The organism is Rhodococcus sp. EPR-147 (assembly GCF_001647185.1).
Lineage (GTDB): Bacteria > Actinomycetota > Actinomycetes > Mycobacteriales > Mycobacteriaceae > Rhodococcoides.
Genome location: NZ_LVCU01000039.1, coordinates 11,892 through 36,220, shown reverse-complemented (window position 1 = coordinate 36,220; position 24,329 = coordinate 11,892). Strand labels below are relative to the sequence as shown.

Annotated in this window: 25 protein-coding genes, 1 tRNA gene and 1 other RNA gene; 22 read left to right on the top strand and 5 right to left on the bottom strand. The window is 64.5% G+C overall.

The features are described from left to right. Positions 1-636: acyl-CoA dehydrogenase family protein (locus tag A2J02_RS01695; RefSeq protein WP_197477899.1), on the bottom strand; the 636-nt coding region annotated here is incomplete at its 3' end. A 142-nt stretch (positions 637-778) separates the two neighbouring features. Between A2J02_RS01695 and A2J02_RS01690 the strand changes: the two genes are divergently transcribed. After that, the gene (locus tag A2J02_RS01690) at positions 779-1,153 is read left to right on the top strand and encodes a DUF1304 domain-containing protein (protein ID WP_068045903.1); all 375 of its coding nucleotides are present in this window, start codon (positions 779-781) and stop codon (positions 1,151-1,153) included. Position 1,154: 1 nt separating this feature from the next. Here the strand turns inward: A2J02_RS01690 and A2J02_RS01685 are convergent, their stop codons facing one another. Beyond that, positions 1,155-1,946: an inositol monophosphatase family protein gene (locus A2J02_RS01685; protein ID WP_068045900.1), complete on the bottom strand. Its 792-nt coding sequence runs from the start codon at positions 1,944-1,946 to the stop codon at positions 1,155-1,157. A gap of 92 nt (positions 1,947-2,038) precedes the next feature. Here A2J02_RS01685 and prfB point away from each other — a divergent pair, with 92 nt between their 5' ends. From prfB to A2J02_RS01590, 19 genes are all read left to right on the top strand, one after another. After that, complete coding sequence (prfB, locus tag A2J02_RS01680; RefSeq protein WP_068045939.1) at positions 2,039-3,151, top strand: peptide chain release factor 2; 1,113 nt, start codon at positions 2,039-2,041, stop codon at positions 3,149-3,151. Positions 3,152-3,189: 38 nt separating this feature from the next. Continuing rightward, positions 3,190-4,089 carry a mechanosensitive ion channel family protein gene (locus tag A2J02_RS01675; protein WP_068045937.1) on the top strand — a complete coding sequence of 300 codons (900 nt, stop codon included), beginning with the start codon at positions 3,190-3,192 and terminating at the stop codon, positions 4,087-4,089. Further along, positions 4,086-4,532 (top strand): hypothetical protein, encoded by a 447-nt coding sequence (locus A2J02_RS01670; protein ID WP_068045896.1) that lies wholly within the window; start codon positions 4,086-4,088, stop codon positions 4,530-4,532. The genes A2J02_RS01675 and A2J02_RS01670 overlap by 4 nt, the downstream gene beginning before the upstream one ends. A gap of 86 nt (positions 4,533-4,618) precedes the next feature. Then, positions 4,619-5,308, top strand: a complete 690-nt coding sequence (ftsE, locus tag A2J02_RS01665) for a cell division ATP-binding protein FtsE (protein WP_027496574.1) — start codon at positions 4,619-4,621, stop codon at positions 5,306-5,308. Between the two features lie 63 nt (positions 5,309-5,371). Beyond that, positions 5,372-6,277 (top strand): permease-like cell division protein FtsX, encoded by a 906-nt coding sequence (gene ftsX, locus A2J02_RS01660; RefSeq protein ID WP_068045894.1) that lies wholly within the window; start codon positions 5,372-5,374, stop codon positions 6,275-6,277. Positions 6,278-6,360: 83 nt separating this feature from the next. Beyond that, positions 6,361-6,834 carry an SsrA-binding protein SmpB gene (gene smpB / locus A2J02_RS01655; RefSeq protein ID WP_027496576.1) on the top strand — a complete coding sequence of 158 codons (474 nt, stop codon included), beginning with the start codon at positions 6,361-6,363 and terminating at the stop codon, positions 6,832-6,834. 8 nt (positions 6,835-6,842) lie between these two features. Next, a complete protein-coding gene (locus A2J02_RS01650) occupies positions 6,843-7,697 on the top strand; it encodes a DMT family transporter (RefSeq protein WP_068045891.1) in 855 nt (284 codons plus the stop codon). 31 nt (positions 7,698-7,728) lie between these two features. Further along, on the top strand, positions 7,729-9,189 hold the full coding sequence (locus A2J02_RS01645) for an SDR family NAD(P)-dependent oxidoreductase (protein ID WP_068045888.1): 1,461 nt from the start codon (positions 7,729-7,731) through the stop codon (positions 9,187-9,189). Positions 9,190-9,254: 65 nt separating this feature from the next. Further along, positions 9,255-9,625: a transfer-messenger RNA gene (gene ssrA / locus A2J02_RS01640) on the top strand. Positions 9,626-9,743: 118 nt separating this feature from the next. Continuing rightward, on the top strand, positions 9,744-10,403 hold the full coding sequence (locus tag A2J02_RS01635) for an alpha/beta hydrolase (RefSeq protein WP_068045934.1): 660 nt from the start codon (positions 9,744-9,746) through the stop codon (positions 10,401-10,403). Next, complete coding sequence (locus A2J02_RS01630; RefSeq protein ID WP_176460493.1) at positions 10,400-11,671, top strand: NAD(P)/FAD-dependent oxidoreductase; 1,272 nt, start codon at positions 10,400-10,402, stop codon at positions 11,669-11,671. The genes A2J02_RS01635 and A2J02_RS01630 overlap by 4 nt, the downstream gene beginning before the upstream one ends. Continuing rightward, positions 11,662-12,441 (top strand): DUF1365 domain-containing protein, encoded by a 780-nt coding sequence (locus A2J02_RS01625; protein WP_068045885.1) that lies wholly within the window; start codon positions 11,662-11,664, stop codon positions 12,439-12,441. The genes A2J02_RS01630 and A2J02_RS01625 overlap by 10 nt, the downstream gene beginning before the upstream one ends. Further along, positions 12,438-13,748 (top strand): SAM-dependent methyltransferase, encoded by a 1,311-nt coding sequence (locus tag A2J02_RS01620; protein ID WP_082898587.1) that lies wholly within the window; start codon positions 12,438-12,440, stop codon positions 13,746-13,748. The genes A2J02_RS01625 and A2J02_RS01620 overlap by 4 nt, the downstream gene beginning before the upstream one ends. Then, entirely contained in the window at positions 13,745-15,070 is a 1,326-nt protein-coding gene (locus A2J02_RS01615) for an SAM-dependent methyltransferase (RefSeq protein WP_068045882.1), read from the top strand. Before A2J02_RS01620 ends, A2J02_RS01615 begins: the two co-directional genes overlap by 4 nt. A 56-nt stretch (positions 15,071-15,126) precedes the next feature. Then, positions 15,127-15,858, top strand: coding sequence for a DUF1295 domain-containing protein (locus A2J02_RS01610; RefSeq protein ID WP_373454784.1), 732 nt, complete (start codon positions 15,127-15,129; stop codon positions 15,856-15,858). Positions 15,859-15,928: 70 nt separating this feature from the next. Further along, positions 15,929-17,569: a phosphoglucomutase (alpha-D-glucose-1,6-bisphosphate-dependent) gene (gene pgm, locus A2J02_RS01605; protein ID WP_068045877.1), complete on the top strand. Its 1,641-nt coding sequence runs from the start codon at positions 15,929-15,931 to the stop codon at positions 17,567-17,569. A 77-nt stretch (positions 17,570-17,646) separates the two neighbouring features. Then, on the top strand, positions 17,647-18,804 hold the full coding sequence (locus A2J02_RS01600) for an MFS transporter (protein ID WP_068045927.1): 1,158 nt from the start codon (positions 17,647-17,649) through the stop codon (positions 18,802-18,804). A gap of 25 nt (positions 18,805-18,829) precedes the next feature. Further along, positions 18,830-19,576, top strand: coding sequence for a DsbA family protein (locus A2J02_RS01595; protein WP_068045875.1), 747 nt, complete (start codon positions 18,830-18,832; stop codon positions 19,574-19,576). A gap of 126 nt (positions 19,577-19,702) precedes the next feature. Beyond that, a tRNA-Ala gene (locus tag A2J02_RS01590) sits at positions 19,703-19,775 on the top strand. 152 nt (positions 19,776-19,927) lie between these two features. Here the strand turns inward: A2J02_RS01590 and A2J02_RS01585 are convergent. Further along, the gene (locus A2J02_RS01585) at positions 19,928-20,272 is read right to left on the bottom strand and encodes a histone-like nucleoid-structuring protein Lsr2 (protein WP_037190211.1); all 345 of its coding nucleotides are present in this window, start codon (positions 20,270-20,272) and stop codon (positions 19,928-19,930) included. Between the two features lie 529 nt (positions 20,273-20,801). Between A2J02_RS01585 and A2J02_RS01575 the strand changes: the two genes are divergently transcribed. After that, positions 20,802-21,869 carry an N-acetylmuramoyl-L-alanine amidase gene (locus A2J02_RS01575; RefSeq protein ID WP_068045925.1) on the top strand — a complete coding sequence of 356 codons (1,068 nt, stop codon included), beginning with the start codon at positions 20,802-20,804 and terminating at the stop codon, positions 21,867-21,869. 11 nt (positions 21,870-21,880) lie between these two features. After that, positions 21,881-22,939 carry a CobW family GTP-binding protein gene (locus A2J02_RS01570; protein WP_068045869.1) on the top strand — a complete coding sequence of 353 codons (1,059 nt, stop codon included), beginning with the start codon at positions 21,881-21,883 and terminating at the stop codon, positions 22,937-22,939. Positions 22,940-22,943: 4 nt separating this feature from the next. Here A2J02_RS01570 and A2J02_RS01565 read toward each other — a convergent pair whose 3' ends face one another. Further along, the gene (locus tag A2J02_RS01565; protein ID WP_068045866.1) at positions 22,944-23,357 is read right to left on the bottom strand and encodes a molybdenum cofactor biosynthesis protein MoaE; all 414 of its coding nucleotides are present in this window, start codon (positions 23,355-23,357) and stop codon (positions 22,944-22,946) included. Then, the gene (gene moaCB, locus A2J02_RS01560) at positions 23,350-24,300 is read right to left on the bottom strand and encodes a bifunctional molybdenum cofactor biosynthesis protein MoaC/MoaB (protein ID WP_068045922.1); all 951 of its coding nucleotides are present in this window, start codon (positions 24,298-24,300) and stop codon (positions 23,350-23,352) included. The genes A2J02_RS01565 and moaCB overlap by 8 nt, the downstream gene beginning before the upstream one ends. Positions 24,301-24,329: the final 29 nt, after the last annotated feature.

Sequence of the window (24,329 nt, the reverse complement as noted above, 5' to 3'; positions counted from 1 at the left end):
CTTCTGCTGTGCGTCGGTGCCCCACTGGGTGAGAGCGACGGCGACCCCGCTGGGCGCGAGGATGGGCAGTGCCAACCCCATGTCGCCATGGGCGAGTGCCTCGGCGACGAGAGAGTTGGTGACCGCGCCACGCTCGGTGGCGGCACCGTCGAGTTCCTCGGGAACGTTGATGAGCGTGATGCCGAGCTCGGCGGAGCGCCGAACCAGATCCTCGGGCGACGAGGCGCTGTGGTCTGCGTCGAACGCAGCCGGGCGAAGGATCTCCTCGGCGAACTCCTTGACCGTCTCGACGATCATGCGCTGTTCGTCGTCGGGCGTCAGGTCGAAGTAGCTCAGGTTCTTGGCAGCGCCGTCGTCGAGACGCTTGGGCTTGCCGCCACCGGTGACCTTGGCGAACGTGCGATTGGCAGCGCCGAGGGTCTTGAACCCGGTCTTGGTGCTCTCGTACGTCACCCGGTCGATGGTTTGGCGGAGGTTGTACTTCTCCGCCAGTTCCGATCCGGTGATGGCGGTCAGAACGCGCATGGCGGTTCCGATCGCATCCCGCTTGAACGGGTTGAGGCCAACTGCAGAAGTATCGCGGGGCACCTTCGGGGCCTTCGCGTCGACCACACTGTCTTGCTTGCTCATGATCACCAGTTCCTCGGCGTCGGGCACGGACTCCACAGATCTTACTCCCGAGTAAGATAGCTGTCTACTGTCGAGTAAGTTGACCTTTCCAGGAGACCGGCGAACCGAACGTTGCCTCCGGCGACGAGGGGTATGGCACGCTACGTCCGTGCACCCGATCGCCCAGGTCTTCGCCGCCATCGCCGCGGCCCTCCACGTCGTCATCTTCGTCATGGAAAGTGTCTTGTGGTCGAAGCCGGCCATCTGGGCCAAGTTCGGCGTCGCAAGCCAGCACGACGCCGATGTCGTGAAGCCGATGGCGTTCAATCAGGGCTTCTACAACCTGTTTCTGGCTGTCGGGATCGCAGTTGGACTCGTCGTGGGCGGGTCCGCAGGCGACGCCGTCGTCTACTTCGCGTGCGCGAGCATCGTCGGCGCAGCGATCGTTCTGGCGACCGGCGGTGCGAAGTATTTCCGGCCCGCATTCGTCCAGGGCATCACACCGCTGATCGCGCTGATCCTGGCTGCAGTTCTCCAGGCGTGATTCAGGCGCTGGGGGACAGGTGCGCGAGGACCTGGTGTTGCAGTAGACCGTTGGTGGCCACGGCGCTGCCACCGTGCGGGCCTGCCGTGGCGTCGAGCGCGGTGAAACTGCCTCCGGCTTCGCGCACGAGGACATCGAGTGCGGCCAGGTCCCACAGTGAGACCTCGGGTTCTGCGGCTATGTCGACCGCCCCCTCGGCGACGAGGCAGTAGGAGAAGAAGTCGCCGTAGCCGCGAACCCGCCACACGGCGTCGGTCAGATCGAGGAAACGATCCCTGATGCCGAGGTCCGCCCACCCACTCAGGCTCGAGAAACTCAGACTCGACGACGCCAGCGAATCGACCTTCGAGACCTCGATCCGGCGCGGGGTGCCCCCGTCCGATGCCGTCCAGGCTCCCAGATCGAGTGCTGCCCACCACCGTCGGCCCAGGGCGGGCGCGCTCACCACGCCGACACGGGGTATTCCGTCGTCGAGCAGCGCGATCAACGTCGCCCACACCGGAACGCCACGGACGAAGTTCTTGGTGCCGTCGATGGGATCGACGACCCACTGGCGTCCGCTGAACGTTGCAGTGCCGCCGAATTCCTCGCCCAGCAACGCGTCGGCAGGGCGTTGCGCTCCGAGCACGCCGCGGATCGTCGTCTCGACGGCCAGATCCGCGTCCGACACCGGTGTCAGATCCGGCTTGGAATCCACCGAGAGGTCCATGGCGAGAAATCGCCGCCGCGTGATGGCGTCGGCCTCGTCGGCGAGTCGGAGGGCGAGAGAAAGATCCTCGGAGTAGTCGGTCACCGCGTAAGACTAACGACGGACACATCCGACTGTGCCCGGTGTTGCTCGGGGGCGGTCGGGTTCGGGTTCGCGTGCCGGTAACCTTGACTCTCGTGCATCCCGACGTTTCTGCAGACCTTGCCGAGCTCGACACCACTCTCTCCACCGTCGAGTCTGTTCTCGACGTCGAGGAACTGCGGCGACGCATCGACGAACTCGAACATCAGGCGGCCTCACCGGACCTGTGGAACGACCAGGAACACGCTCAGCAGGTCACCAGCCAGCTGTCCCACGCGCAGGCCGAGCTGCGCCGCGTCGAAGAGCTCCGTCAGCGCCTCGAGGACATGCCGGTGTTGTACGAGCTCGCCGAGGGTGAGGAAGGTGACGACGCCGCATCCGCCACCGCCGATGCCGACGCCGAACGCGCGTCGCTCCGTGAGGACATCGCAGCCATGGAAGTACGGACCCTGCTGTCCGGTGAGTACGACGCGCGCGACGCGTTGGTGAACATCCGTTCCGGTGCAGGCGGAATCGACGCTGCCGACTGGGCCGAGATGCTGATGCGCATGTACATCCGCTGGGCCGAGAAGCACGGCTACGGCGTCGAGGTCTACGACACGTCCTACGCCGAAGAAGCCGGCATCAAGAGCGCGACGTTCGCGGTCAAGGCCCCGTACACGTACGGCACGCTGTCGGTGGAGCAGGGCACACACCGGCTCGTGCGGATCAGTCCGTTCGACAACCAGGGTCGACGCCAGACGTCCTTCGCCGAGGTCGAGGTTCTTCCGGTCGTCGAGACCACCGACCACATCGAGATCCCCGAGAACGACATTCGCGTGGACGTGTACCGCTCGTCCGGGCCGGGTGGGCAGTCGGTCAACACCACCGACTCCGCCGTTCGGTTGACGCACATCCCGACGGGGATCGTGGTGACCTGCCAGAACGAGAAGTCGCAGCTGCAGAACAAGGTATCGGCCATGCGAGTGCTGCAGGCCAAGCTGCTCGAGGTCAAGCGCAAGGAAGAACGCGCCGAGATGGACGCGCTCAAGGGAGACGGCGGCAGCTCCTGGGGAAATCAGATGCGCTCGTACGTACTGCACCCGTACCAGATGGTCAAAGATTTGCGTACCGAGTACGAGGTGAACAATCCGTCTACTGTTCTCGACGGAGACATCGACGGATTCCTGGAATCGGGAATTCGATGGCGAATGCGGGGGGAGCAGTAGATGACCGGTCATTGCGCAGGCTCCACTCCGACGATCCGATGACGAGCTGGTTGAACCCGACGCTCGACCTGAAGCAGAATGCCCTCGGCATACTGCTGTACATTCTCGGCGGGCTTCTGGCCGCGCGCTTCGTCACCTGGACCGGGTCGCGGATCACTGCCCGCATCGACCAGAACTACCAGCACAGCGATGCACTCGTGCGGTCCGAGGCCGCCAAGCATCGGCACGCCCTTGCCCAGGTCATCACCTGGGTCGTGGTCACCCTCATCTACATCCTCGTCACCATCGAGGTGCTGAGGCGTTTCGGATTCGGCGTCGGCGGGCTGGTGGCACCCGCGACGGTCATCGGCGCAGCACTCGGTTTCGGAGCTCAGCGCGTGGTCCAGGACATTCTGGCCGGGTTCTTCATCATCACCGAACGTCAGTACGGATTCGGTGACGTCGTGCAGATCGCCGTCAACGGCTCGGCCGAGGACGCCGAGGGCACCGTCGAGGACGTCACGCTACGAGTAACTCGGGTGCGCAGCGTCGACGGCGAGGTCATCACCGTGCCGAACGGGCAGATCGTCAAGGCGATCAACCTGTCGAAGGACTGGGCGCGCGCCGTCGTCGACGTTCCCGTGCCGAGCACAGCGGATCTCACCCAGGTCAACGCACTGCTCCGCACAGTCGGCCGCGACGCGTTCGCGGACACCCGGCTGCGGCCCCTGTTGCTCGACGAACCGACCGTGATGGGCGTGGAGAGCATCGAGGTGGGCCAGGTCAACGTTCGTCTCGTGGCGCGAACATTGCCCGGCAAGCAGTTCCAGGTGGGACGAGAACTTCGTGTCCGGGTGGCTGCCGCACTGCGCCCCGAGGGCATCAGTGTTGCTCCCGACGTCAGTACGGCCGGGGTCGCACCGGATGCATCGGGACGAGACCGGAGGGAGGAACAGTGAGCACGACGGAGACCGGAACCGAACACCCGCAGCGGAACTGGCGACAGTGGCGCATCCCGGCAAAGATCTACGGCCGCGTCCGGACGTCCACCGTCGCGTTCGGCATCTGCTTCGTGCTCACCGGTCTCTGGTACGGCCAGGTCAGCGCCGAGATCGCCGAGAGGGACAGCGAACAGGTTCAGGGCCCGGTTGCTGTGGACCCAGGCGAGCTCACCCCGTACACCCAGCCGCAAACCACGGAGCCGAGTTTCACGAGCACGACGGTCACACCCACGCCGACGGCCACCACGGACCCGGATGGATCGGACAGCGTCGATGGATCCGGTCAGCCGGCAACCACGACGACTGTGCCACCGACGACGACCGCGCCGTTCGGCGTGCCGATTCCGCCGGCCATCCAGTCGCTGATACCCAGCCAACCTGCGCCGACATCCGCGCGCTGAGTCGGCCTTTACCGTCTCTCGGGACTCGCCGCGACGCCCGAGCGGTTCCGGCAGCTACCGGTGAGTAAGGACTACACTGGCGACCCGTGATCAGCACCTCGAATGTCTCCAAGTCCTACAAGACCTCCACCAGGCCCGCCCTGGACAAGGTGACGGTCTCCATCGACAAAGGCGAGTTCGTGTTTCTGATCGGCCCATCGGGTTCGGGGAAGTCGACGTTCATGCGGCTGCTCCTCAAGGAGGAGACGCCCACCTCCGGCGACATCCATGTCGCCGACTTCCATGTCAACAGGTTGGCGGCCCGTCGTGTCCCGCGGTTGCGGCAGAGCATGGGCTGCGTGTTCCAGGACTTCCGTCTGCTGCAGCAGAAAACCGTCGTGGAGAACGTGGCGTTCGCCCTCGAGGTGATCGGCAAGCCGCGCTCGATGATCAAGCGCACCGTCCCCGAAGTGCTCGACCTCGTGGGACTCGGCGGCAAGTCGGATCGTCTGCCCAACGAGCTGTCCGGTGGTGAACAGCAGCGAGTCGCCATCGCTCGGGCGTTCGTCAATCGTCCGCTCGTGCTGCTCGCGGACGAGCCGACCGGAAACCTCGATCCGGATACCAGTCAGGACATCATGCTGTTGCTCGAGCGCATCAACCGCACCGGCACCACGGTGCTGATGGCCACCCACGACAATCACATCGTCGATTCGATGCGCCGACGCGTCGTCGAACTCGACAACGGACGAGTCGTTCGTGACGAGGCCCGCGGGGTCTACGGCGTCGGTCGCTGACGACACCCGACCAGGACCTATCGGACTTCACGACCGAACGAATCGAAGGGCTCGGATTCCGCGATGCGCGCAAGTTTCATCTTCAGCGAGGTCTTCACCGGACTTCGCCGCAACATCACCATGACGATCGCCATGATCTTGACGACCGCTATTTCTCTCGGCCTGTTCGGCGGGGGACTGCTCGTGGTGCAGATGGCGGGCAAGACACAGCAGATTTTTCTCGACCGGGTCGAAGTGCAGATCTTCCTCACCGACGACATCTCGGCAACCGATCCCGATTGCGCCGAGGACACCTGCGCCACCCTGCGCTCGGATCTGGAGAGCACGCCGTCGGTGGTTTCGGTGCAGTACCTCAATCGTGAGGATGCGGTGAAGGACGCCACCGAGCGAGTGTTCAAGGATCAGCCCGAGCTGGCCGAACTGGTCAGTGCCGACAGCTTTCCCGCATCGTTCAAGGTTCGTCTGAGTGACCCGGAGCGGTTCGGGGTGATCAACGACAACTTCGAGAATCGACCCGGCGTGCAGAGCGTGCTGAACCAACGCGACCTGGTGGAGCGCTTGTTCAGCGTGCTCAACGGCGTGCGCAACGCTGCATTCGCCATCGCCACGGTGCAGGCGATCGCCGCAATCCTGTTGATCGCCAACATGGTTCAGATCGCCGCGTTCACCAGACGGACCGAGGTGGGCATCATGCGCTTGGTCGGTGCCACTCGCTGGTACACCCAGCTGCCGTTCCTGCTCGAGGCGGTGGTGGCGGCCTTGATCGGCTCCGCACTTGCCATTGCCGGCTTGTTCACGGCCAAGAACATGTTCATCGACGACGTTCTGTCGGATGTGTATCAGGCCAACATCCTGGCCCGGATATCGAACAGTGACGTGCTGCTCGTCTCGCCGTTCCTGGCGTTGGTGGGAGTCGGCATGGCCGCGGTGACGGCCTACATCACGCTGCGCCTGTACGTGCGCGAATAAATTCGCTTGCCGTTCGGTTCTATGCTGGAGCGGTTGCCCGTGGAACCGGTCTGCGCGACGAACGCTCGAGAAAGGGCCCTGCAGTGAGAGAGAAGGGCCGCAAGGCCATCGCGACCAATCGCAAGGCGCGGCACAACTACTCCATACTCGACGTCGTCGAGGCCGGAGTTGCCCTCGTCGGAACCGAGGTCAAGAGTCTGCGTGACGGCAAGGCCTCGCTGGTCGACGCCTTCGCGACCGTCGACGACGGAGAGATCTGGCTACGCGGACTGCACATCGCGGAATACACGCTCGGTAGCTGGACCAACCACGCGCCGCGGCGCAACCGCAAACTTCTGTTGCACCGCCGCGAGATCGACCGCCTCGCAGGCAAGGTCAAAGAGGGCAACCTGACGTTGGTGCCGCTGTCGATGTACTTCTCCGACGGCAAGGTCAAGGTCGAGCTGGCACTGGCCAAGGGCAAGCAGGACTACGACAAACGACAGTCGCTGGCCAAGCGCACCGCCGAACGCGAGGTCACTCGCGAGTTGGGCCGTCGCGTGAAGGGAATGCGCTGACCGCTGTTCTGCTCGCTCTGGTAGCTGCCGTCGGCTACGGGGTGAGCGATTTCGTCGGCGGTGTCGCATCCCGCCGGGTCGCCGCCCTCCGGGTGGTCATCGTGTCCTACCCGCTCTCGCTGGTGATCGTCCTGCTCGTCGCTCCGTTCGTCGGCGGCACCATCGAACTCCCGGCGATGCTCTGGGGCCTGGCCTCGGGTGTCGCAGGCGGAGTTGCCGTGTGGTGGTTCTACCTGGCCCTCGCCGCCGGACCGATGGCCGTGGTCTCACCGGTCACCGCGGTGCTGGTCGCCGGTATCCCGGTGCTGGTCGGGTTGTCGATGGGCGAGCGGCCCGGCGTGATCGCGTTCGTCGGTATCGCCGTCGCACTGGTGGCCGTGGTGCTGGTCAGCAGAGAATCACCGGACGAGGTGACCGGTGAGGTTGCCGGTGGTCGAGAAATGAAGTTCACCCGAACGGTCGCCTGGTTGACGGTCGGTTCGGGGGTGACGTTCGCGTTCGCCTTCATCTTTCTGCACCGGATCGGGGACGGCAGTGGGCTGTGGCCGCTCGCGGCGTCGCGCGCATCGGCGACCGCGGTCGTCTGGATCGTGGCCCTTGCCTCCGGTCACTTCTCACCTCCGCACGGCAGCGTCCTCAAACTCGCCGCTTTCGTCAGCGTGCTCGACGTCGTCGCCAACGCTGCGATGATCTACGCGTATCAGGGCGGTTTGCTGTCGCTGGTGAGCGTCATTGCCTCGCTGTATCCCGCAGCCACGGTGTTGCTGGCGATGGTGATGCTCGGCGAACGGGTCGGAACGCTGCAGAAAGTGGGAATGGCGTTGGCGCTCGGTGCCATCGCCATGATCGCGCTCGCGGGTTGAACATGCTCGCAGACGGGTAATGACCCCGGTTATGACAGCTTCCGATTCGTCGTCCGACATCCCCGCGGCCCAGGTCGACGGACAGCCTCCCCGCGTACTCGTCACCGGTGCCACGGGATACCTGGGTGGACGACTGGCACCGCGCCTGCTCGACGACGGCTATCGGGTGCGGGTGCTCGCTCGTACCCCCAGCAAGCTCGACAACGTGCCGTGGGCGGCGAACGTCGAGATCGTCCAGGGGGATCTCAGCGATCGCGAGTCGCTGAAAGAAGCCTTGACCGGTGTCGACATCATGTATTACCTGGTGCACTCCATGGGCACCGCAGGCCACTCCGACTTCGCCGATACCGAGCGCGACAGCGCCGAGAACGTCGCGGCTGTCGCTGCCGAGTGCGGCGTCGGCCGCATCGTCTACCTCGGCGGGCTGCATCCACCGACCGGTGAGCTCTCACCACACCTGAAGTCGAGAGCCGAAGTAGGACGCATACTGATCGACTCGGGTGTGCCGACGATCGTGCTGCAGGCAGGCGTCGTGATCGGATCCGGTTCGGCGTCGTTCGAGATGATCCGGCACCTCACCAATCGGCTACCGGTGATGACCACACCGCGGTGGGTACACAACCGCATCCAGCCCATCGCCGTTCGCGACGTGTTGCACTACTTGATCGGGGCCGCGAGTGCGCCGATCACCGAATCCAGGACATTCGACATCGGCGGACCCGACGTCATGCAGTACGGCGAGATGATGAACATCTACGCCGACGTCGCGGGTCTGCGGCAGCGTCGGATCATCGTTCTCCCGGTGTTGACTCCTCGACTGGCCGGCCACTGGATCGGTTTGGTGACTCCCATTCCGCGCGGCCTGGCGATGCCGCTCATCGAATCTCTGCAGTACGACGCCGTGGGCCACGAGATGGACATCGACGCCGTCGTACCGCGTCCGGACGGCGGCCTGACCGGCTACCGCGACTCCGTGAGATTGGCACTGCGCAAGATCGACGACGGCGAGGTCGAGACGCGGTGGACCGACGCCACCGGTACCGCGGCACCGTCGGATCCGTTGCCCTCGGATCCGACGTGGGCAGGAGAGGTCGTCTACACCGACACCCGGGTCGCCCGAAGCTCGGCACCGTCGACCGCGATCAGGCCCGCTCTCGAACGATTGGCCGACGCCGACGTTCTCACCGGTTGGCGTCGCGACGTCACCGGACCCGACGCATCCGCGTCGGGCACCGAACACACCACTCGGCTCAAGTCCTCGACTCGACTTCCCGGGGAGGCCTGGCTCGACCTGACGGTGGGAGGAACTGCAAAGCAGCCGACCATCGAGCAGCGGCTGGTGTTCTTTCCTCGCGGTCTTGCCGGTCGGGCTGTCTGGTACGCCTCGCTGCCGGCACGCCTGCTCATGACACGTCGAATGTTGCGCACGGTCGTGCAACGAGTGGACGAAGATGCCGCGTCGAACACGACGGATCGCCGGGTCGGCCGTTAATGGAATGAATGTGCTCGGGAGAGGCGTTACACTGAACAGCCCGGACACGGTGTTCGGGAACATACGGGGCTGAACGGTTTCGACTTTGTATGTTGAGTCAGGGGAAGCGTGTCGGTGCAGGCGAGAGACCACCGTAAGCGTCATCGCAACCTTATAAGCGCCGATTCCAATCAGCGCGACTACGCACTCGCTGCCTAAGTAGCGACTGCGTGTCTGTCAGTCCGGGCTTGCCCTCGGTCCGGGTACTGGCATCAGCTAGAGGGCTTACCGATTCATCCGGCCGCGGGATGATGAGGAACATCAAACAGTGGCTGGGATCGTCATCCTGACTTGTTCGCGAGATCGGGAGATCCAAGTAGAGGCATAGCGGACTGCACACGGAGAAGCCCTGGCAATGCAGCAGAGGACCCGGGTTCGATTCCCGGCAGCTCCACCGCAGAAGACCGGGCCGAGAGACACACTCTCGGCCCGGTCTTCTTTCTCTGTCGGCCAGGTCACAATCGACTCGACTCGACCCATCCCACCCGAAGCGGCCGCAGTGCCGAATAGTGGTCATGAGCAACGAGCCGACTCCAGTTCTGCGGACCGGGAAAAGAGTCTCCGAGCCTGCACTGGTCGTGTTGGTCCTCGGCGGCGGCAAGGACGTGAGCCGGGCGCGCAGTAGGCCGTGGCACCTGGCCGGTCTGCGCATGTGGCCGTTCACCTGGATGCTTCGTCGCGCGGGCCGGGCACGCGGCATTTCGGTCCAACAGCTGCAGTATCGGTTTCGTGGTTGGAACGCCCCCCAGCGGTCTCCGGTCGAGGATGCGCGGTGGGCGCTCGATCGCATACACGCCGAGTACCCCGACGTTCATGTGGTGGTAGTCGGCCATTCGATGGGTGGCCGCACTGCTGCTGCTCTGATCGACGACCCTTTGGTCGTGGGTGTCGTCGCGCTGGCTCCGTGGTGGCCGGAGGGTACGGAGGCCGACGGATTCGGCTTGCAGCATGCGTTGCTCGTCGTACACGGGACGGCCGACAAGTGGACCGATCCTCGAACCTCGCGCCGGGCGACCGAGCGAGCAGCATCCCGAGGGGCGGACGCCCGCTATCTCTCCGTTCCGGGTGGGCACTTCATGCTGCGCAATCCGCGGGTCTGGTCGCGGGCGACGCGTGACTTCGTTCTCGGTATCGCCGACGATGCGCGGGCCGACTGCATGGGCACACCGTCGTGACGCGCCGTCGCATCGCGGTGGTCGGGAGCGGTATCGCCGGACTGACGGCCGCATATGCGCTGTCGAAGAACTCGTCGGTGACGTTGTACGAGGCGGACTCTCGGCTCGGTGGGCACGCGGACACCCATTACGTGGACGGCCCCGACGGTCCTGTCGGCGTCGACACCGGGTTCATCGTGCACAACGACCGGACCTATCCGACTCTGCTGCGCCTGTTCGACGAACTGAACGTGCCGACGCAGGACTCGGACATGAGCATGTCCGTGCGCTGCGACGGGTGCGGACTCGAGTACTCGGGCGGCCAGGGCATGCGCGGGATCCTCGCGCAGCGCACCGCGATGTTCAAGCCACGATTCGTCTCGATGTTGCTCGATGTCAAGCGTTTTCATCGCCTGGCCAACGAACTGCTGGACAGTGCCGAAACGCTGGAGTCCGAGACGACCCTCGCGCAGTTCCTCGCAGATCATTCGTTCTCCGCGTACTTCGAATCCCACTTCATGACGCCGTTGGTGTCTGCGGTGTGGTCGTGCGATCCGGACACTGCTCTCGCCTACCCGGCTCGCTACCTGTTCACTTTTCTCCGCCACCACGGAATGCTCACCGTCACAGGATCTCCCACCTGGCGCACCGTCACCGGCGGGTCCATCGAATACGTTCGCCGGGTTGCGAAGCACATCGACGAGGTGATGCTCGATACCCCGGTGCGCGCGGTGTACAGGTCCGAGGACTCCGTGGAGATCCGTGACGGCCACGACCGCCTGCGCACGTTCGACGCGGCCGTGATCGCCGTGCATCCCGGTGCCGCGCTGAAGATGCTCGCAGAACCGACGGCTCTCGAGCACAGCATCCTGGGCGCGATGCCGTACTCGACCAATCACACGCAACTGCACACCGACTCGTCGGTGTTGCCGAAGAACGCGAGGGCTCGGGCGTCGTGGAACTACCACCTGCCGTCCTGCGCCGCCAAACCCGACCGGGTGCTCGTCAGCTACGACCTGACCAGGTTGCAGCGTCTGGGCGACACCGATCGCAGGATGCTGGTCACCCTCGGCGGAGCGGATCGCATCGACCCGAATGCGGTACTCGACGAGATGACCTACGAACACCCGCAATACACCCCCGAATCGGTTGCAGCGCAGCGTCGACTTCCTGAATTGGATACCGACACAGTCGCCTTCGCCGGTGCGTACCACGGCTGGGGATTCCACGAGGACGGTGCGTTGTCGGGAGCGCGCGCCGCACAACGGGTGGGGGCCACGTGGCTCTGACATCCGTTCTGCCGAGCACCCGCGCACACGGGGCGGCGTTGTATCGCACTCGAATCGACCACGTTCGACGCGCGCCGATCCGAAACACGTTCTCGTACAAGAGCTACAGCTGGCTCGTCGACCTCGACGCACTCCCCGAATTGCCCCGGATGCTGCGGCCGCTGGCCTCGTTCGACGCCCGTGACCATCTCGGTGACCCCGACGCCACCATTCGAGAGAACGTCGACGGGTTCCTGGCGGAGAACGGTATCGACCTGGGCGGCGGACGGATCACGATGTTGGCCAGCGCGCGGGTGTTCGGGCACACGTTCAACCCACTGAGTGTGTACTGGTGTCACGATCGCGACGGAGACCTCCGCTGCGTGGTGGCGGAGGTCCATAACACCTACGGCGAGCGATACCGGTATCTGCTGCACACCGACCATCGCGGCGCGGCCCGCACCTCCAAGGAGTTCTACGTCTCGCCGTTCAACGACGTCGACGGCGAATACTCCATGCGGCTACCCGAGCCGGACGCGGCACTCCGGCTGTCGATCGTCCTCGAGCGGCCCGGTCAGCCGCCGTTCGTGGCGACCGTGGACGGCCGTCGACGAGAGGTGACGACGCGGTCGATTCTTCGCACCGCACTCGAGATCCCCTGTGCGCCGCTGCGTGTGGTGATACAGATCCGCTGGCAGGGCATTCGGCTCTGGGCTCGGGGTCTGAAGATCGTGCAGAAACCTGCCCCTCCCGGGGCGCGAGAATTCCAGAAGGAAGGGGCCCGCAGATGACTTCTGTGTCGAAGGCCGATTCTGTGTCGAACCCGTACGGTGCTTCCGCCGTCGGTCCGCGTCCATCGGTGGATCCACGGGTGTGGCCTCAGATCGCCCATGTCCCCGGTGGCGCCAAGGTTGCGGCTGCCGCACCCGTCGCCGATTTCCTCTTTCGCCGCGCGGTCGCGCGATTGCAGGTTCGGGTCGCGATGCCCGACGGTGAGGTGATCGGGGCAGGCTCGGCCGATGCACCGTTGATGACCGTCCGTCGACCACACGACTTCGCAGTACGGGTCGGCGACAGCGGACTCATCGGATTCGGTGAGGCATACATGGCCGGAGACTGGGAGGCCGAGGACCTCACTGCTGTGCTCGAGGTCTTCGCCCGGCGCATGGCGTCCCTGATTCCGAAGTCCCTGCAGCGCCTCCGAGGGATCTATGTCCCCAAACCTCCACGGAGCGAGCGGAATACGACCACGAACACGCGATCGAACATCTCGCGCCACTACGACCTGTCGAACGACCTCTTCGAGCTCTTCCTCGACGAGACGATGACCTACTCGAGTGCGTTGTTCGCCGCATCGGGAAGCGACGACAGCGAAGAACTCGCCGATGCTCAGCGCCGGAAGATCGACCGGCTACTCGACCGGGCGGGCGTCGGCGAGGGAACCAGGGTGCTCGAGATCGGCACCGGGTGGGGCGAACTGGCCATCCGCGCGGCTGCGCGAGGAGCAATCGTTCGCTCGGTGACCTTGTCGGTCGAGCAACAGGAATTGGCACAGAAACGATGTGCCGCAGCAGGATACGGTGAACGGGTCCAGATCGACCTACTGGACTACCGGCTCGTCGACGGCGAGTACGACGCGATCGTGTCGGTCGAGATGATCGAGGCCGTCGGGCATCAGTACTGGGCGACGTACTTCGAGACGATCGACGCGCTGCTCGCGCCGGGTGGGCGGGTTGCTCTTCAGGCCATCACGATGCCGCACGACCGAATGCTGGCCACCCGAAACACGTACACCTGGGTACACAAGTACATATTTCCCGGCGGGTTCCTGCCGTCCGTGCGGGCCATCGAGGAGGTGACCGAGCAGAGCACCTCGCTCAGGGTTCGCGAGCGTCTGTCGATGGGCGATCACTACGCGCGCACCCTCGCTCAGTGGGACAGGCGTTTCCGTGAATACCGCAGCGAGGCCGAGGAGCTCGGTTTCGACGAGGTGTTCGCGCGAATGTGGCACTTCTACCTGTGCTACTCGGAGGCCGGATTTCGATCCGGGTACCTCAATGTTCAGCAGATCGTGCTCGACCGAAGGGACAACCGATGACCGCCTCGACACTTTCCGTGGACCGGACCGATCGCAGTGTCGGTGTTGCACATCGGATTGCCGAATTGATCGAACCCCTGGTGGGTGGTCCGCTTCCCGTTCGGCTGCAGGCGTGGGACGGATCCGTTGCAGGAGATGCGTCGGCACCGCGAGTGCTGTTGCGGAGCCCGAGCGCCCTTCGTCGATTGCTGTGGAGCCCGGGCGAACTCGGCGCTGCGCAGGCATACGTCACCGGGGAGCTGGACGTCGACGGTGATCTCGCCGCGGCCCTGGATCACGTCTGGGGAGTGGTGCGTGCGCGCCGACTGTCGGCGATCCGACCGGGGCCGGCGTCGCTGGTGCGGTTGGCGAAACTGGCCAAGGACCTCGGAGTGTTCGGTCGCCCACTACCTCCGCCCGTGTCGCAGGCCTCGGTGAAGGGTCGGTTGCATTCGATGCTCCGTGACCGCGCTGCGATCAGCCACCATTACGACCTGTCGAACGACTTCTACGAATTGGTGCTCGATTCGCATATGGCGTACTCGTCGGCCTACTGGACCTCGGATTCGCCGGAGTACACCCTCGACGATGCCCAGCGCGACAAACTCGACCTCGTCTGTCGAAAGATCGGCCTCGACAAGCGTGCAGGGCAACGCTTTCTCGACGTCGGCTGCGGCTGGGGGTCCCTGAGCCTGCACGCCGCTCAGGAGTACGGAGCGCAGGTCGTCGGAGTGACCATCTCGCGCGAACAGAAAGCCTTCATCGACACGCGAATCGCCGACCGAGGACTGCAGGACAACGTCGAGATTCGAATTCAGGACTATCGAGAGATTCCGGACGGGCCCTTCGACGCGGTGGCGTCGATCGAGATGGGTGAGCATGTGGGGGAGGCCAATTACCCCACCTACACCGCCGCACTGCACTCGAACGTCAAGCCGGGTGGACGCGTGCTGATTCAGCAGATGTCGCGAAGAGAAGGGGACAACCCCGGCGGCGGAGCATTCATCGAATCGTTCATAGCGCCGGACATGTACATGCGCCCGGTTGGGCGGACCGTCGCGATGATCGAGGAGGCAGGACTGGAGGTTCGCGACGTCCATGCCCTTCGGGAGCACTACGTGCGGACCGTCGACGTCTGGACGGAACGCTTCGAGGCGCGCTTCGAAGATGTGGTGGCGATGGTCGGGGAAGAGGTCGCTCGCGTGTGGCGGCTGTACCTGATCGGCGGCGGAATGGCGTTCCGGGACAACCGGATGGGCGTCGACCAGATTCTGGCGGTTCGGTCCGAGAACGGACCGTCCGACATGGAACCGGTGCGGCCGGTGTGGGTGTGCCCACGGTGAACTGGTCAGATTTCCTCACCGTATCGCTGGCGAGCCTCGGCGGCACCGCCCTTCTGATGATCGTCACCGCCCTCATCGGCGCGCGCATCGGACGCCACAACGTCGTGGACGTGACGTGGGGCGGCGGGTTCGTTCTGATCGCGCTGATCTCGGCTGCGACCGGAACAGGCGAACTGTGGCGTCGAATACTTCTGCTCGTCCTCGTCGCTGTGTGGGGACTTCGACTTGCAGTGCACGTCTTTCGGCGCTCGCGCGGGCACGGTGAGGATCCGCGCTACACCGAACTGCTCGCCAAGGCCACCGGTAACGAAACCCTGTACGCGCTGCGGAAGATCTACCTGACGCAGGCGATTGCATTGTGGTTCGTGTCCCTGCCGCTGCAGGTATCAGCGGTCGCCCACGGATCCGTTCTGCCGGTGGTCGTACTCGGTGTACTGGTGTGGATTCTCGGATGGACGTTCGAGGCAGTGGGCGATGCGCAGTTGACGGCCTTCAAGGCCGACGCGTCGAACAAGGGCAAGATCATGGATCGTGGTCTGTGGTCGTGGACGCGGCACCCCAACTACTTCGGCGATTCGGCGGTCTGGTGGGGACTGTTTCTCGTCTCGGCGTCGGCGTGGCCCGGAGTGTTCACGTTTCTGTCGCCCATCGCGATGACGTACTTCCTGGTGTTCGCCACCGGTGCGCGGTTGCTCGAGCGCAGCATGGAAAAGCGTCCGGGGTATCGCGAATACCAGCAGCGGACCAGCTATTTCCTCCCACGGCCGCCGAAACGAGCCGGCAAGTAGCTCGCGGGTGGGGCAGCGGCGCTAGGGTTGGTCGAGGATTTCGGTTCGTCGATCAACGAGGAGGCGCATCGTGGCGCACGAGAGAGCTGGAACCACTGCACTGCCGGAGGATCTGGTCGATCTTTCGCAGCTCGTGACGGCGTACTACTCGCGGGTTCCCGACGTGTCGGAACCCAGTCAGCAGGTGGTGTTCGGCACATCGGGACATCGAGGGTCCAGCTTGGATTCGGCGTTCAACGAGGCACACATCGTGGCGACGACGCAGGCGATCGTGGAGTACCGCGCGGCACAAGGCATCACCGGGCCGTTGTTCATCGGCCGGGACACCCACGCGTTGTCCGAACCCGCCTGGACGACGGCTCTGGAAGTGTTGGCAGCCAACGACGTCGACGTCCTGGTCGATTCGGGGGATCGATACACGCCGACTCCCGCCGTCAGTCACGCCATCCTTCGGTACAACGAATCCGGCCCGTCGGCGAAGGCCGACGGCATCGTGGTGACGCCGTCGCACAACCCGCCCCGGGACGGCGGCTTCAAGTACAACCCTCCGCACGGCGGTCCGGCCGACAGTGATGCCACGTCGGTCATTGCCGCTCGTGCGAACGAGCTTCTGCGCGATGGCATTTCGGGTATCAAGCGGGTGACTCTCGCGCAGGCGTTCGCGGGCAGCGTCTCGCGCTACGACTTCCTCGGCACCTACGTCGACGACCTGCCGAACGTGCTGGATCTCGACGCTGTTCGTGCGGTCGGGGTGCGCATCGGAGCAGATCCGTTGGGCGGTGCGAGTGTCGATTACTGGGATGCCATCGCCGAGCGGCACAATCTGGACCTGACCGTGGTGAACCCGTTGGTGGACGGCACATTCCGCTTCATGACTCTCGACACCGACGGCAAGATCAGGATGGATTGCTCGTCGCCGAACGCGATGGCGTCGCTCATCGCTGCCCGCGATCGCTTCGACATCTCGACGGGAAACGACGCCGACTCCGATCGGCACGGCATCGTCACTCCCGACGGTGGCCTGATGAATCCCAACCACTTCCTCGCCGTCGCCATCGACTACCTGTTCACGCACCGACCCGATTGGTCACCCACGGCGGCAGTGGGCAAGACGTTGGTGAGCTCGTCGATGATCGACCGGGTCGTCGGAGGTCTCGGTCGTCGACTCCTCGAGGTGCCGGTCGGGTTCAAGTGGTTCGTTCCAGGTCTGCTTGCCGGTGAGCTCGGTTTCGGCGGCGAGGAAAGCGCAGGCGCGTCGTTCCTCCGACGCAACGGCCGAGTCTGGACCACCGACAAGGACGGCATCATCCTCGCGCTGCTGGCGTCCGAGATCACCGCCGTCACCGGGTCCACGCCGTCTCAGCGCTACGGCGAGTTCACCGCGAAGTTCGGCAATCCGACGTATGCCCGCGTCGACGCTCCGGCCACCCGCGAGCAGAAGGCCGTTCTCACCAAGCTCTCACCGAGCCAGATCACCGCCACCGAGCTTGCCGGGGAACCGATCACAGCCACGCTGACCGAGGCGCCGGGTAACGGAGCTGCCCTCGGTGGACTGAAGGTGACGACGGAGAGCGCCTGGTTCGCTGCGCGCCCGTCCGGAACCGAGGACGTGTACAAGATCTACGCGGAGTCGTTCCAGGGCGAGGAGCATCTGGCCCGGGTTCAAGCCGCAGCACGTGAACTGGTGTCGTCCGCACTCGAGAGCTCGTGACCGACTCACCTCCACCCGATCACGACAGTTCGACGCCCGAGCCGGCGTTCCAACCCGGAGGCAAGCTCCCGCCGGAGATCTGGGTTCTGGTATCGGCGGCGTTCGTCATCGCGCTGGGATTCGGCATCGTCGCGCCCGCTCTGCCACAGTTCGCCCGGGAATTCGGCGTCGGCTACACCGCGGCGTCGGCGGTCATCAGTGCATTCGCCCTCATGCGGTTGCTGTTCGCACCTGCCAGTGGCGCTCTGGTGCAGCGGCTCGGCGAGCGGCCCGTGTACCTGATCGGACTGCTGATCGTTGCGGTGTCCACCGGTGCGTGCGCTCTGGCCCAGACGTACTGGCAGCTGCTGCTCTTTCGCGGACTCGGCGGCATCGGCTCGACGATGTTCTCGGTGTCGGCATTGGGACTGCTGATCAGGATCAGTCCTCCGACCAGTCGTGGCCGCATCTCCGGCCTGTATGCGACCGCCTTCCTGTTGGGAACCATCGGCGGTCCACTCGTCGGCGGCGCGCTCGTCGGATTCGGTCTGCGGGTGCCGTTCGTCATCTACGCCGTGGCTCTCGTGATCGCCGCGGCCGTCGTGTATTTCACCCTGGGCAATTCCGACCTCGTCAAGCCCGAGAAGGGCTCCGCACCGCCCACGATGTCGTTGCTCGCCGCCCTGCGGATTCCGTCGTATCAAGCCGCGCTGGCGTCGAATTTCGCCAACGGGTGGGCAGTGTTCGGTGTTCGGGTGGCCTTGGTGCCGTTGTTCGTCGTCGAGGCGATGCAGCGATCCGAGGTGTTCGTCGGTATCGCGCTGACCGTGTTCGCAGTGGGAAATGCGCTGGTGCTCACCACTGCCGGTCGCCTGTCCGATGTGCGCGGTCGCAAGCCCTTCATGGTGGGTGGGTTGGCGGTGTGCGGCCTGGGAACCGTCGTTATGGGCTACGTGCACGATCCCGTGCTGTTTCTCGTGGTGTCGTTGATCGCCGGAATCGGATCGGGACTGATGAGCCCCGCCCAGCAGGCCTCGGTTGCCGACGTGATCGGATCGAAGGCGCGCGGAGGGCCCGTGCTGGCTGCATTCCAGATGGCCTCCGATGTCGGTGCGGTCATCGGCCCGATCGTGGCCGGGATGATCGTCGAGCAGGTCTCGTTCGGTCCGGCTTTCGCCGTGACGGGAGCGCTGCTTCTCCTGGCCGGACTCTGGTGGTCGCGAGTTCCGGACACGCTCGGGCGCGAGAGCACCTGACGCACGCAACCGTAGTATTCGCTGTGTGAGCCAGAAGAAGATATCGAGTACGAAACACACACCCGAGGCAACCTCCAACACGATGACGTACGTATTGGGCGGCATCGCATTCGTCGTAGTGGTGATCGTCATCGTGGTGGCGATCATGTGGCAGAGCGGAAGCGACGCTCCCCGCAACGACGGCTACGGAACGGTCAAGAATCCGGCGGTCGAATTGTCGTTGCCGGGTGACGGTGTGGTGCAGCTGTCGCGTCCTGAAGCGCAGCGGGTCATCGATGTCTTCGAGGATCCGATGTGCCCGTTCTGCGGCGACCTCGAAGTGAAACACGGCCAGGAGTTGGCTCAGAAAATCGACGACGGTGTCGTCTCGGTGAATTACCACCTGGTCAATTTCCTGGATCCACAGTCGGCGTCCAATGACTATTCGACGCGTGCCGTCGCGGCGTCGCACTGCGTGGCAGCGACCGAGAACGCGCGGGTCTACTCGGCATTTCACGCCGGGTTGTTCGACCCGGAATTTCGCCCCGAAGAAGGCGGTGACTCCGACCGAACCGATGCCGAACTCGCCGAACTCGCCGGATCTGCGGGAGCGAGCGAGCTGGCAACGGAATGCATCACCAGCGGTGCGCAGCGCGATGCAGCAGTAGCGGATGCGAACACCGGACGGGACGCACTGGCGGCGTCGGGTGCCCGGGGAACGCCGGGGGTCCTCGTGGACGGTCAGGTTGTCGATGCGCTCGGTGACTCGGAATGGCTTGCGTCGATCAACTGATCTCGGGCGTCGGTGCGATCGGTCGTGGAGGTTTCGGTACCGGTCGCACCAGGTGATTTGTTGCTGCTGCGACCGATGGTGTAACTTCGTTCGAGCAACCGCATGAGCGGGAGCACGCAGTAACTCGGGGCTATGGCGCAGCTGGTAGCGCACCACACTGGCAGTGTGGGGGTCAGGGGTTCGAGTCCCCTTAGCTCCACCGAGAAGCAAGCTTCACCGAGTAACAAGCTTCACCAAGATGGTCAATGAAAAAAGCGTCGCCCTCGGGCGACGCTTTTTTCGTGTTTCGGTGTCGAGACCGCCGGATCGGCTTTCGAGTGTCGGACCGGAGCCCGATTCGGCTGTGGTGGTTCAGTGAGCGGCGTCGAATGCCTGCTCGACCTCGGCGGGGATTCTGCCTCGCGCCGAGATGTTGTGGCCGTTCGCCTTGGCCCACTCTCTGATGGCTTTGGTCTGATTGGCGTCGCGCTTGGCACCGGTTGCCGGGGTGCTCGACTTCTTCGTTCGCTTTCCACCGACCTTGGTCGAGTGCTCGATGTAATAGTCGAGCTTGCGGTGAAATTCCTTCGCGTTCTTGTCGCTCAGGTCGATTTCGTAGCTGACTCCGTTGACCGAATAGGTTATGTGTTCGCCACCGGATTCGATCGGTTTTTCGTCGATGTCGTCGACTAGTTGCACATAGACTTTTCTGGCCATGCTGAAGCTCTCCAATGATGCAGGGGATGATGCGGGGATGTCCAGATCGAACTGAAGCGACTATACGGCTGAACAATGTCTTTATCCATGCGGGTCGGGGAATTGTTACTCGATTCGCAGAATTCTCACAATCACCTCGACACCTCGTGAAACCGACGAGGTGATTGTGAGAAGCATTGTCTCGGCGATCCTGTTCATCGTTATCCGTGAGAAAGACGAACTGTCCGGTTTGAATACGTAGTGCCATCCTCGGGTCGGTTCGGGTTCGATCGAATGCGATCGGTTGGTGCCGCTCGGCTTCGATGTATCCGGCAACGAATCGGTCACGAAACGCAATCGTTTCACTAACGAAAGATCACCCGAGACGCGTCGACGGCAATATCTGCTTCACTTGAGGCGCAAGTGTCTGTTGTGACGTGTGGTGCCCCGCGGTGCGGTGACCCGCTCGGATCAGCGGTGTCCGAGGGGTCGAGAGGGGAGTTGCGCAGCGAGTTCCACCGTTGCGCCAGACGCTATGAAATCTGCACAGATGACCAGATCGGTAGTGACGGCGCTGATGTGCGTCGGGATTCTCGGTGCCGGGGTGCTCGTGTCCGCGCCTGCCATGGCAGCACCGGCCGGCACGGCACCCGCCGCAGGCACGGAGTTGTCGGGGAAGACAGTGTTCCTCGATCCGGGTCACCAGGGCACCGCACACTCGGAGAATCTGCAGCGGCAGGTGAACGACGGACGGGGCGGCACCAAGGATTGCCAGACCACCGGCATGACCACAGTGGACGGCGTGCCCGAGCACACGATCAACTGGAAAGTCAGCGAGCTCGTCCGATCGAGCCTGGAGAGTCTGGGTGCGACGGTGAAGACGAGTCGAGCAGACGACACCGGCTGGGGCGGATGCGTCGACGACAGGGCGAAGGCAGCCAGTGAGTCCGGGGCCGACGTGGCCGTGAGTATCCATGCGGACTCCACGAGTACGACGACCGACACCGACAGGCACGGGTTCCATCTGATCGTGCCCACTCTGCCGATTCCGAGCGCCGCTGCCGACGCTGCCCAGTCCCAGGGGGGACGTTCGGCGTCGACGCTGATGCGAGACTCCTACGTGCGCGCAGGCTTCGAGCCCGCGAACTACGCGGGTGTCGAGAACGGAATACAGGAGCGATCCGATGTCGCCGGTCCTGCGCTGACCACGGTGCCTCTTGTGTTCGTGGAGATGGGCAACGGATCCAACCCCGACGACGCAGCTCTGCTGGAGAGCTCGGACGGTCAGCTCGAGCATGCGATCGCCATCTCGACGGGGATCATCGACTACCTCCTCGGGGCCGAAACCCCCTCGACCCCAACGGACGCCGCGACCACCCCTGCGGCTGCCCCCGCCGCGACTGCCACCACCGACACCGCCGCGTCTGCGGCAGCACCCAGCGGCGCGGGCCCCGCGGACGAGGGGCGCAGCGCGTTGTCCAGGTTGCTCGAGAGCGTGTCCCCGTACGTGAATGCGTTGGGCGTCGACGGCCTGGAAGCACTCGCGACCCCGGACAACGTGAGCAGTGTGTCGACGTTCGCTCGAGGCCTGCTGAAGCAGATTCTCGCCGACCGGTAGTCTCGGACGCCGTGGCGCGTCGACGAATTCCGGTGGTGATAGTTGCGGGCTTTCTCGGCGCAGGCAAGACCACCCTGCTGAACCACCTGTTGCGCAATGATTCCGGTATCCGAATAGGTGTTGTGGTCAACGACTTCGGGGCGATCAACATCGACTCGATGCTCGTGGCCGGCCAGGTCGATTCGATGGTCTCGCTCGGCAACGGATGCATCTGTTGCGCCGTCGACATCAGCGACATGGACGCGATGTTCGACGCCCTCGCACACCGTCGGTCCGCCATCGACGTGATCGTGGTGGAGGCCAGCGGCTTGGCCGAACCCCGCAATCTCATCAGAATGGTCCGGGGCAGCGAGAACGAATTCATCGTCTACGGCGGGCTCGTCGGGGTCGTCGACGCCGTGGAATTCCCGCAGACCCGCGTGCGGCATCCCGAGATCGACCAGCACCTGCAATTGGCCGACCTGGTGGTGTTGAACAAGTCCGACGCGGTGACCGAGTCCGAACGCTCCGCGGTGGTGTCGACGGTGCAGTCGGTCGTAGGAGACGTGCCCGTCGTACCCGTGGCCTTCGGTCGCGTCGACCCGCTGCTGCTGTTCGACAGACGCGAGGATCACTCGGTGAATTCGGCAATGGCGGTGCAGCTGACGTTCGACGAACTACTCCGAGAGAATCACGACCATGACCATGACCATGACCACGAGCACGACCGACACCTGCACGCGCAGTACTCACACACCGAATTCGTCACGGCGGAGCCCTTCGAACCGCGTCGGTTGATCGAGTTCCTGGAGAATCCTTCCGGGAACCTCTATCGCATCAAGGGATTCGTGCATTTCGGCATCGCCGGCTACCCGCAGAAGTTCGTCGTGCACACGGTGGGCCGACACATTCGATTCGAGGCTGCGTCGTGGGCCCGAGGCGAGCCCGAGCAGACCTCACTGGTGCTGATCGGTACCGAACTCGATGCGTCGGCCGTCGAGCAGCGGTTGCGTGCCTGTGTGCGAGGACCGGACGACGACGCCGATGCGTCCGCGATGCTTCCGGTCCATCGCTACCTCGAGAGCGGCTAGTTCCCTAGAGCCCGACCCACTCGGTACGTCCGCCCTCGAATCCCTGACGCTTCCAGATCGGAACCTCGGCCTTGATCCGCTCGACGAGTCGGGCGCAGGCCTCGAACGCTTCGGCGCGGTGAGCCGAGCCGACGGCCGCGACGAGCGCAAGGTCGCCGACGCGCAGATCGCCGACGCGATGCACTGCGGCCACCGCCAATCCGGTCTCTGCCGATACCTCCGAGCAGCAGCGGCTCAGGAACCGTTCTGCATCGGGGTGGGCGCGGTATTCCAGAGTCTCCACCGCATGTCCGCCGTCGTGATCGCGCACGATTCCGCTGAACAGCACGACGGCACCGTGACGCGAATCCTGCACTGCTGCCTCTACTTCGGCAGTGCTCAACGGTTCGTTCGAGATACGGGCGACGAGCTCACTCATCGTGGGGGCCTCCTCCGGCGATCTGGGCGAGCACATGGTCGAGGAGTGGGTCGAGAACGGAGAGTCCGTCCTTCACGCCACCCGGTGAGCCCGGCAGGTTGACTATCAGTGTGCGTCCGATCAGACCCGAGACGCCGCGGCTGAGCACCGCGTGAGGCGTCGCAGACGTTCCGCGGGTTCGGATGGCATCGGCGATGCCCGGCATGTCGATGTCGAGGAGGGCTGCCGTCGCCTCGGGGGTCGCATCGGTGGGGGATACGCCGGTGCCGCCGGTGCTGACGATCAGCGACGGTTCGCCGAGCAGAGCGTCCTGCAGCCCCGCAGCGATGTCGGCATCGGCGTACACGAGTGGGCCCCGCACGGCGAAGCCTCGATCGGTCAACCAGGACGCGATGGTGGGGCCGGTGGTGTCCGGTCGAGTTCCGTTCGCGCCGCCGGTGGAGGCCACCAGTACCGCCGCGGACCGTGAGGACTCGAATACCGGCGCAGCCGCAGCGTCGGGGGAGACCTCTGCGTCGTCCCGCTGCCAATGTCCGTGCTTGCCGCCGTCTTTGGTGAGCAACCGGACGCCGTTCATGGTGGCACCGGGATCGACGGCTTTGACCATGTCGTGCAGGGTCAGGCCGGCGACGGCGACCGCGGTCAGTGCTTCCATCTCGACCCCGGTACGTCCGGTGGTGCGGGCGGTTGCCTCGACCGTGATGGACGACTCGGTGAATCCGAACGAGATCTTCACCGAGGAGAGGGCGAGCTGATGGCACAGCGGAATCAGTTCCGACGTCCGCTTCGCTGCCGAGATGCCGGCGATGCGGGCGGTGGCGAGAACGTCCGCCTTGGGCATGTCGTCCGCGCGCACGAGCGTGATGACCTCGGCCGTGGTGACGAATTCACCGGCGGCGACGGCCGTGCGCGAGGTTTCCTTCTTGTGCGCCACATCGACCATGCGGGCGCGGCCCTGATCGTCGAGATGAG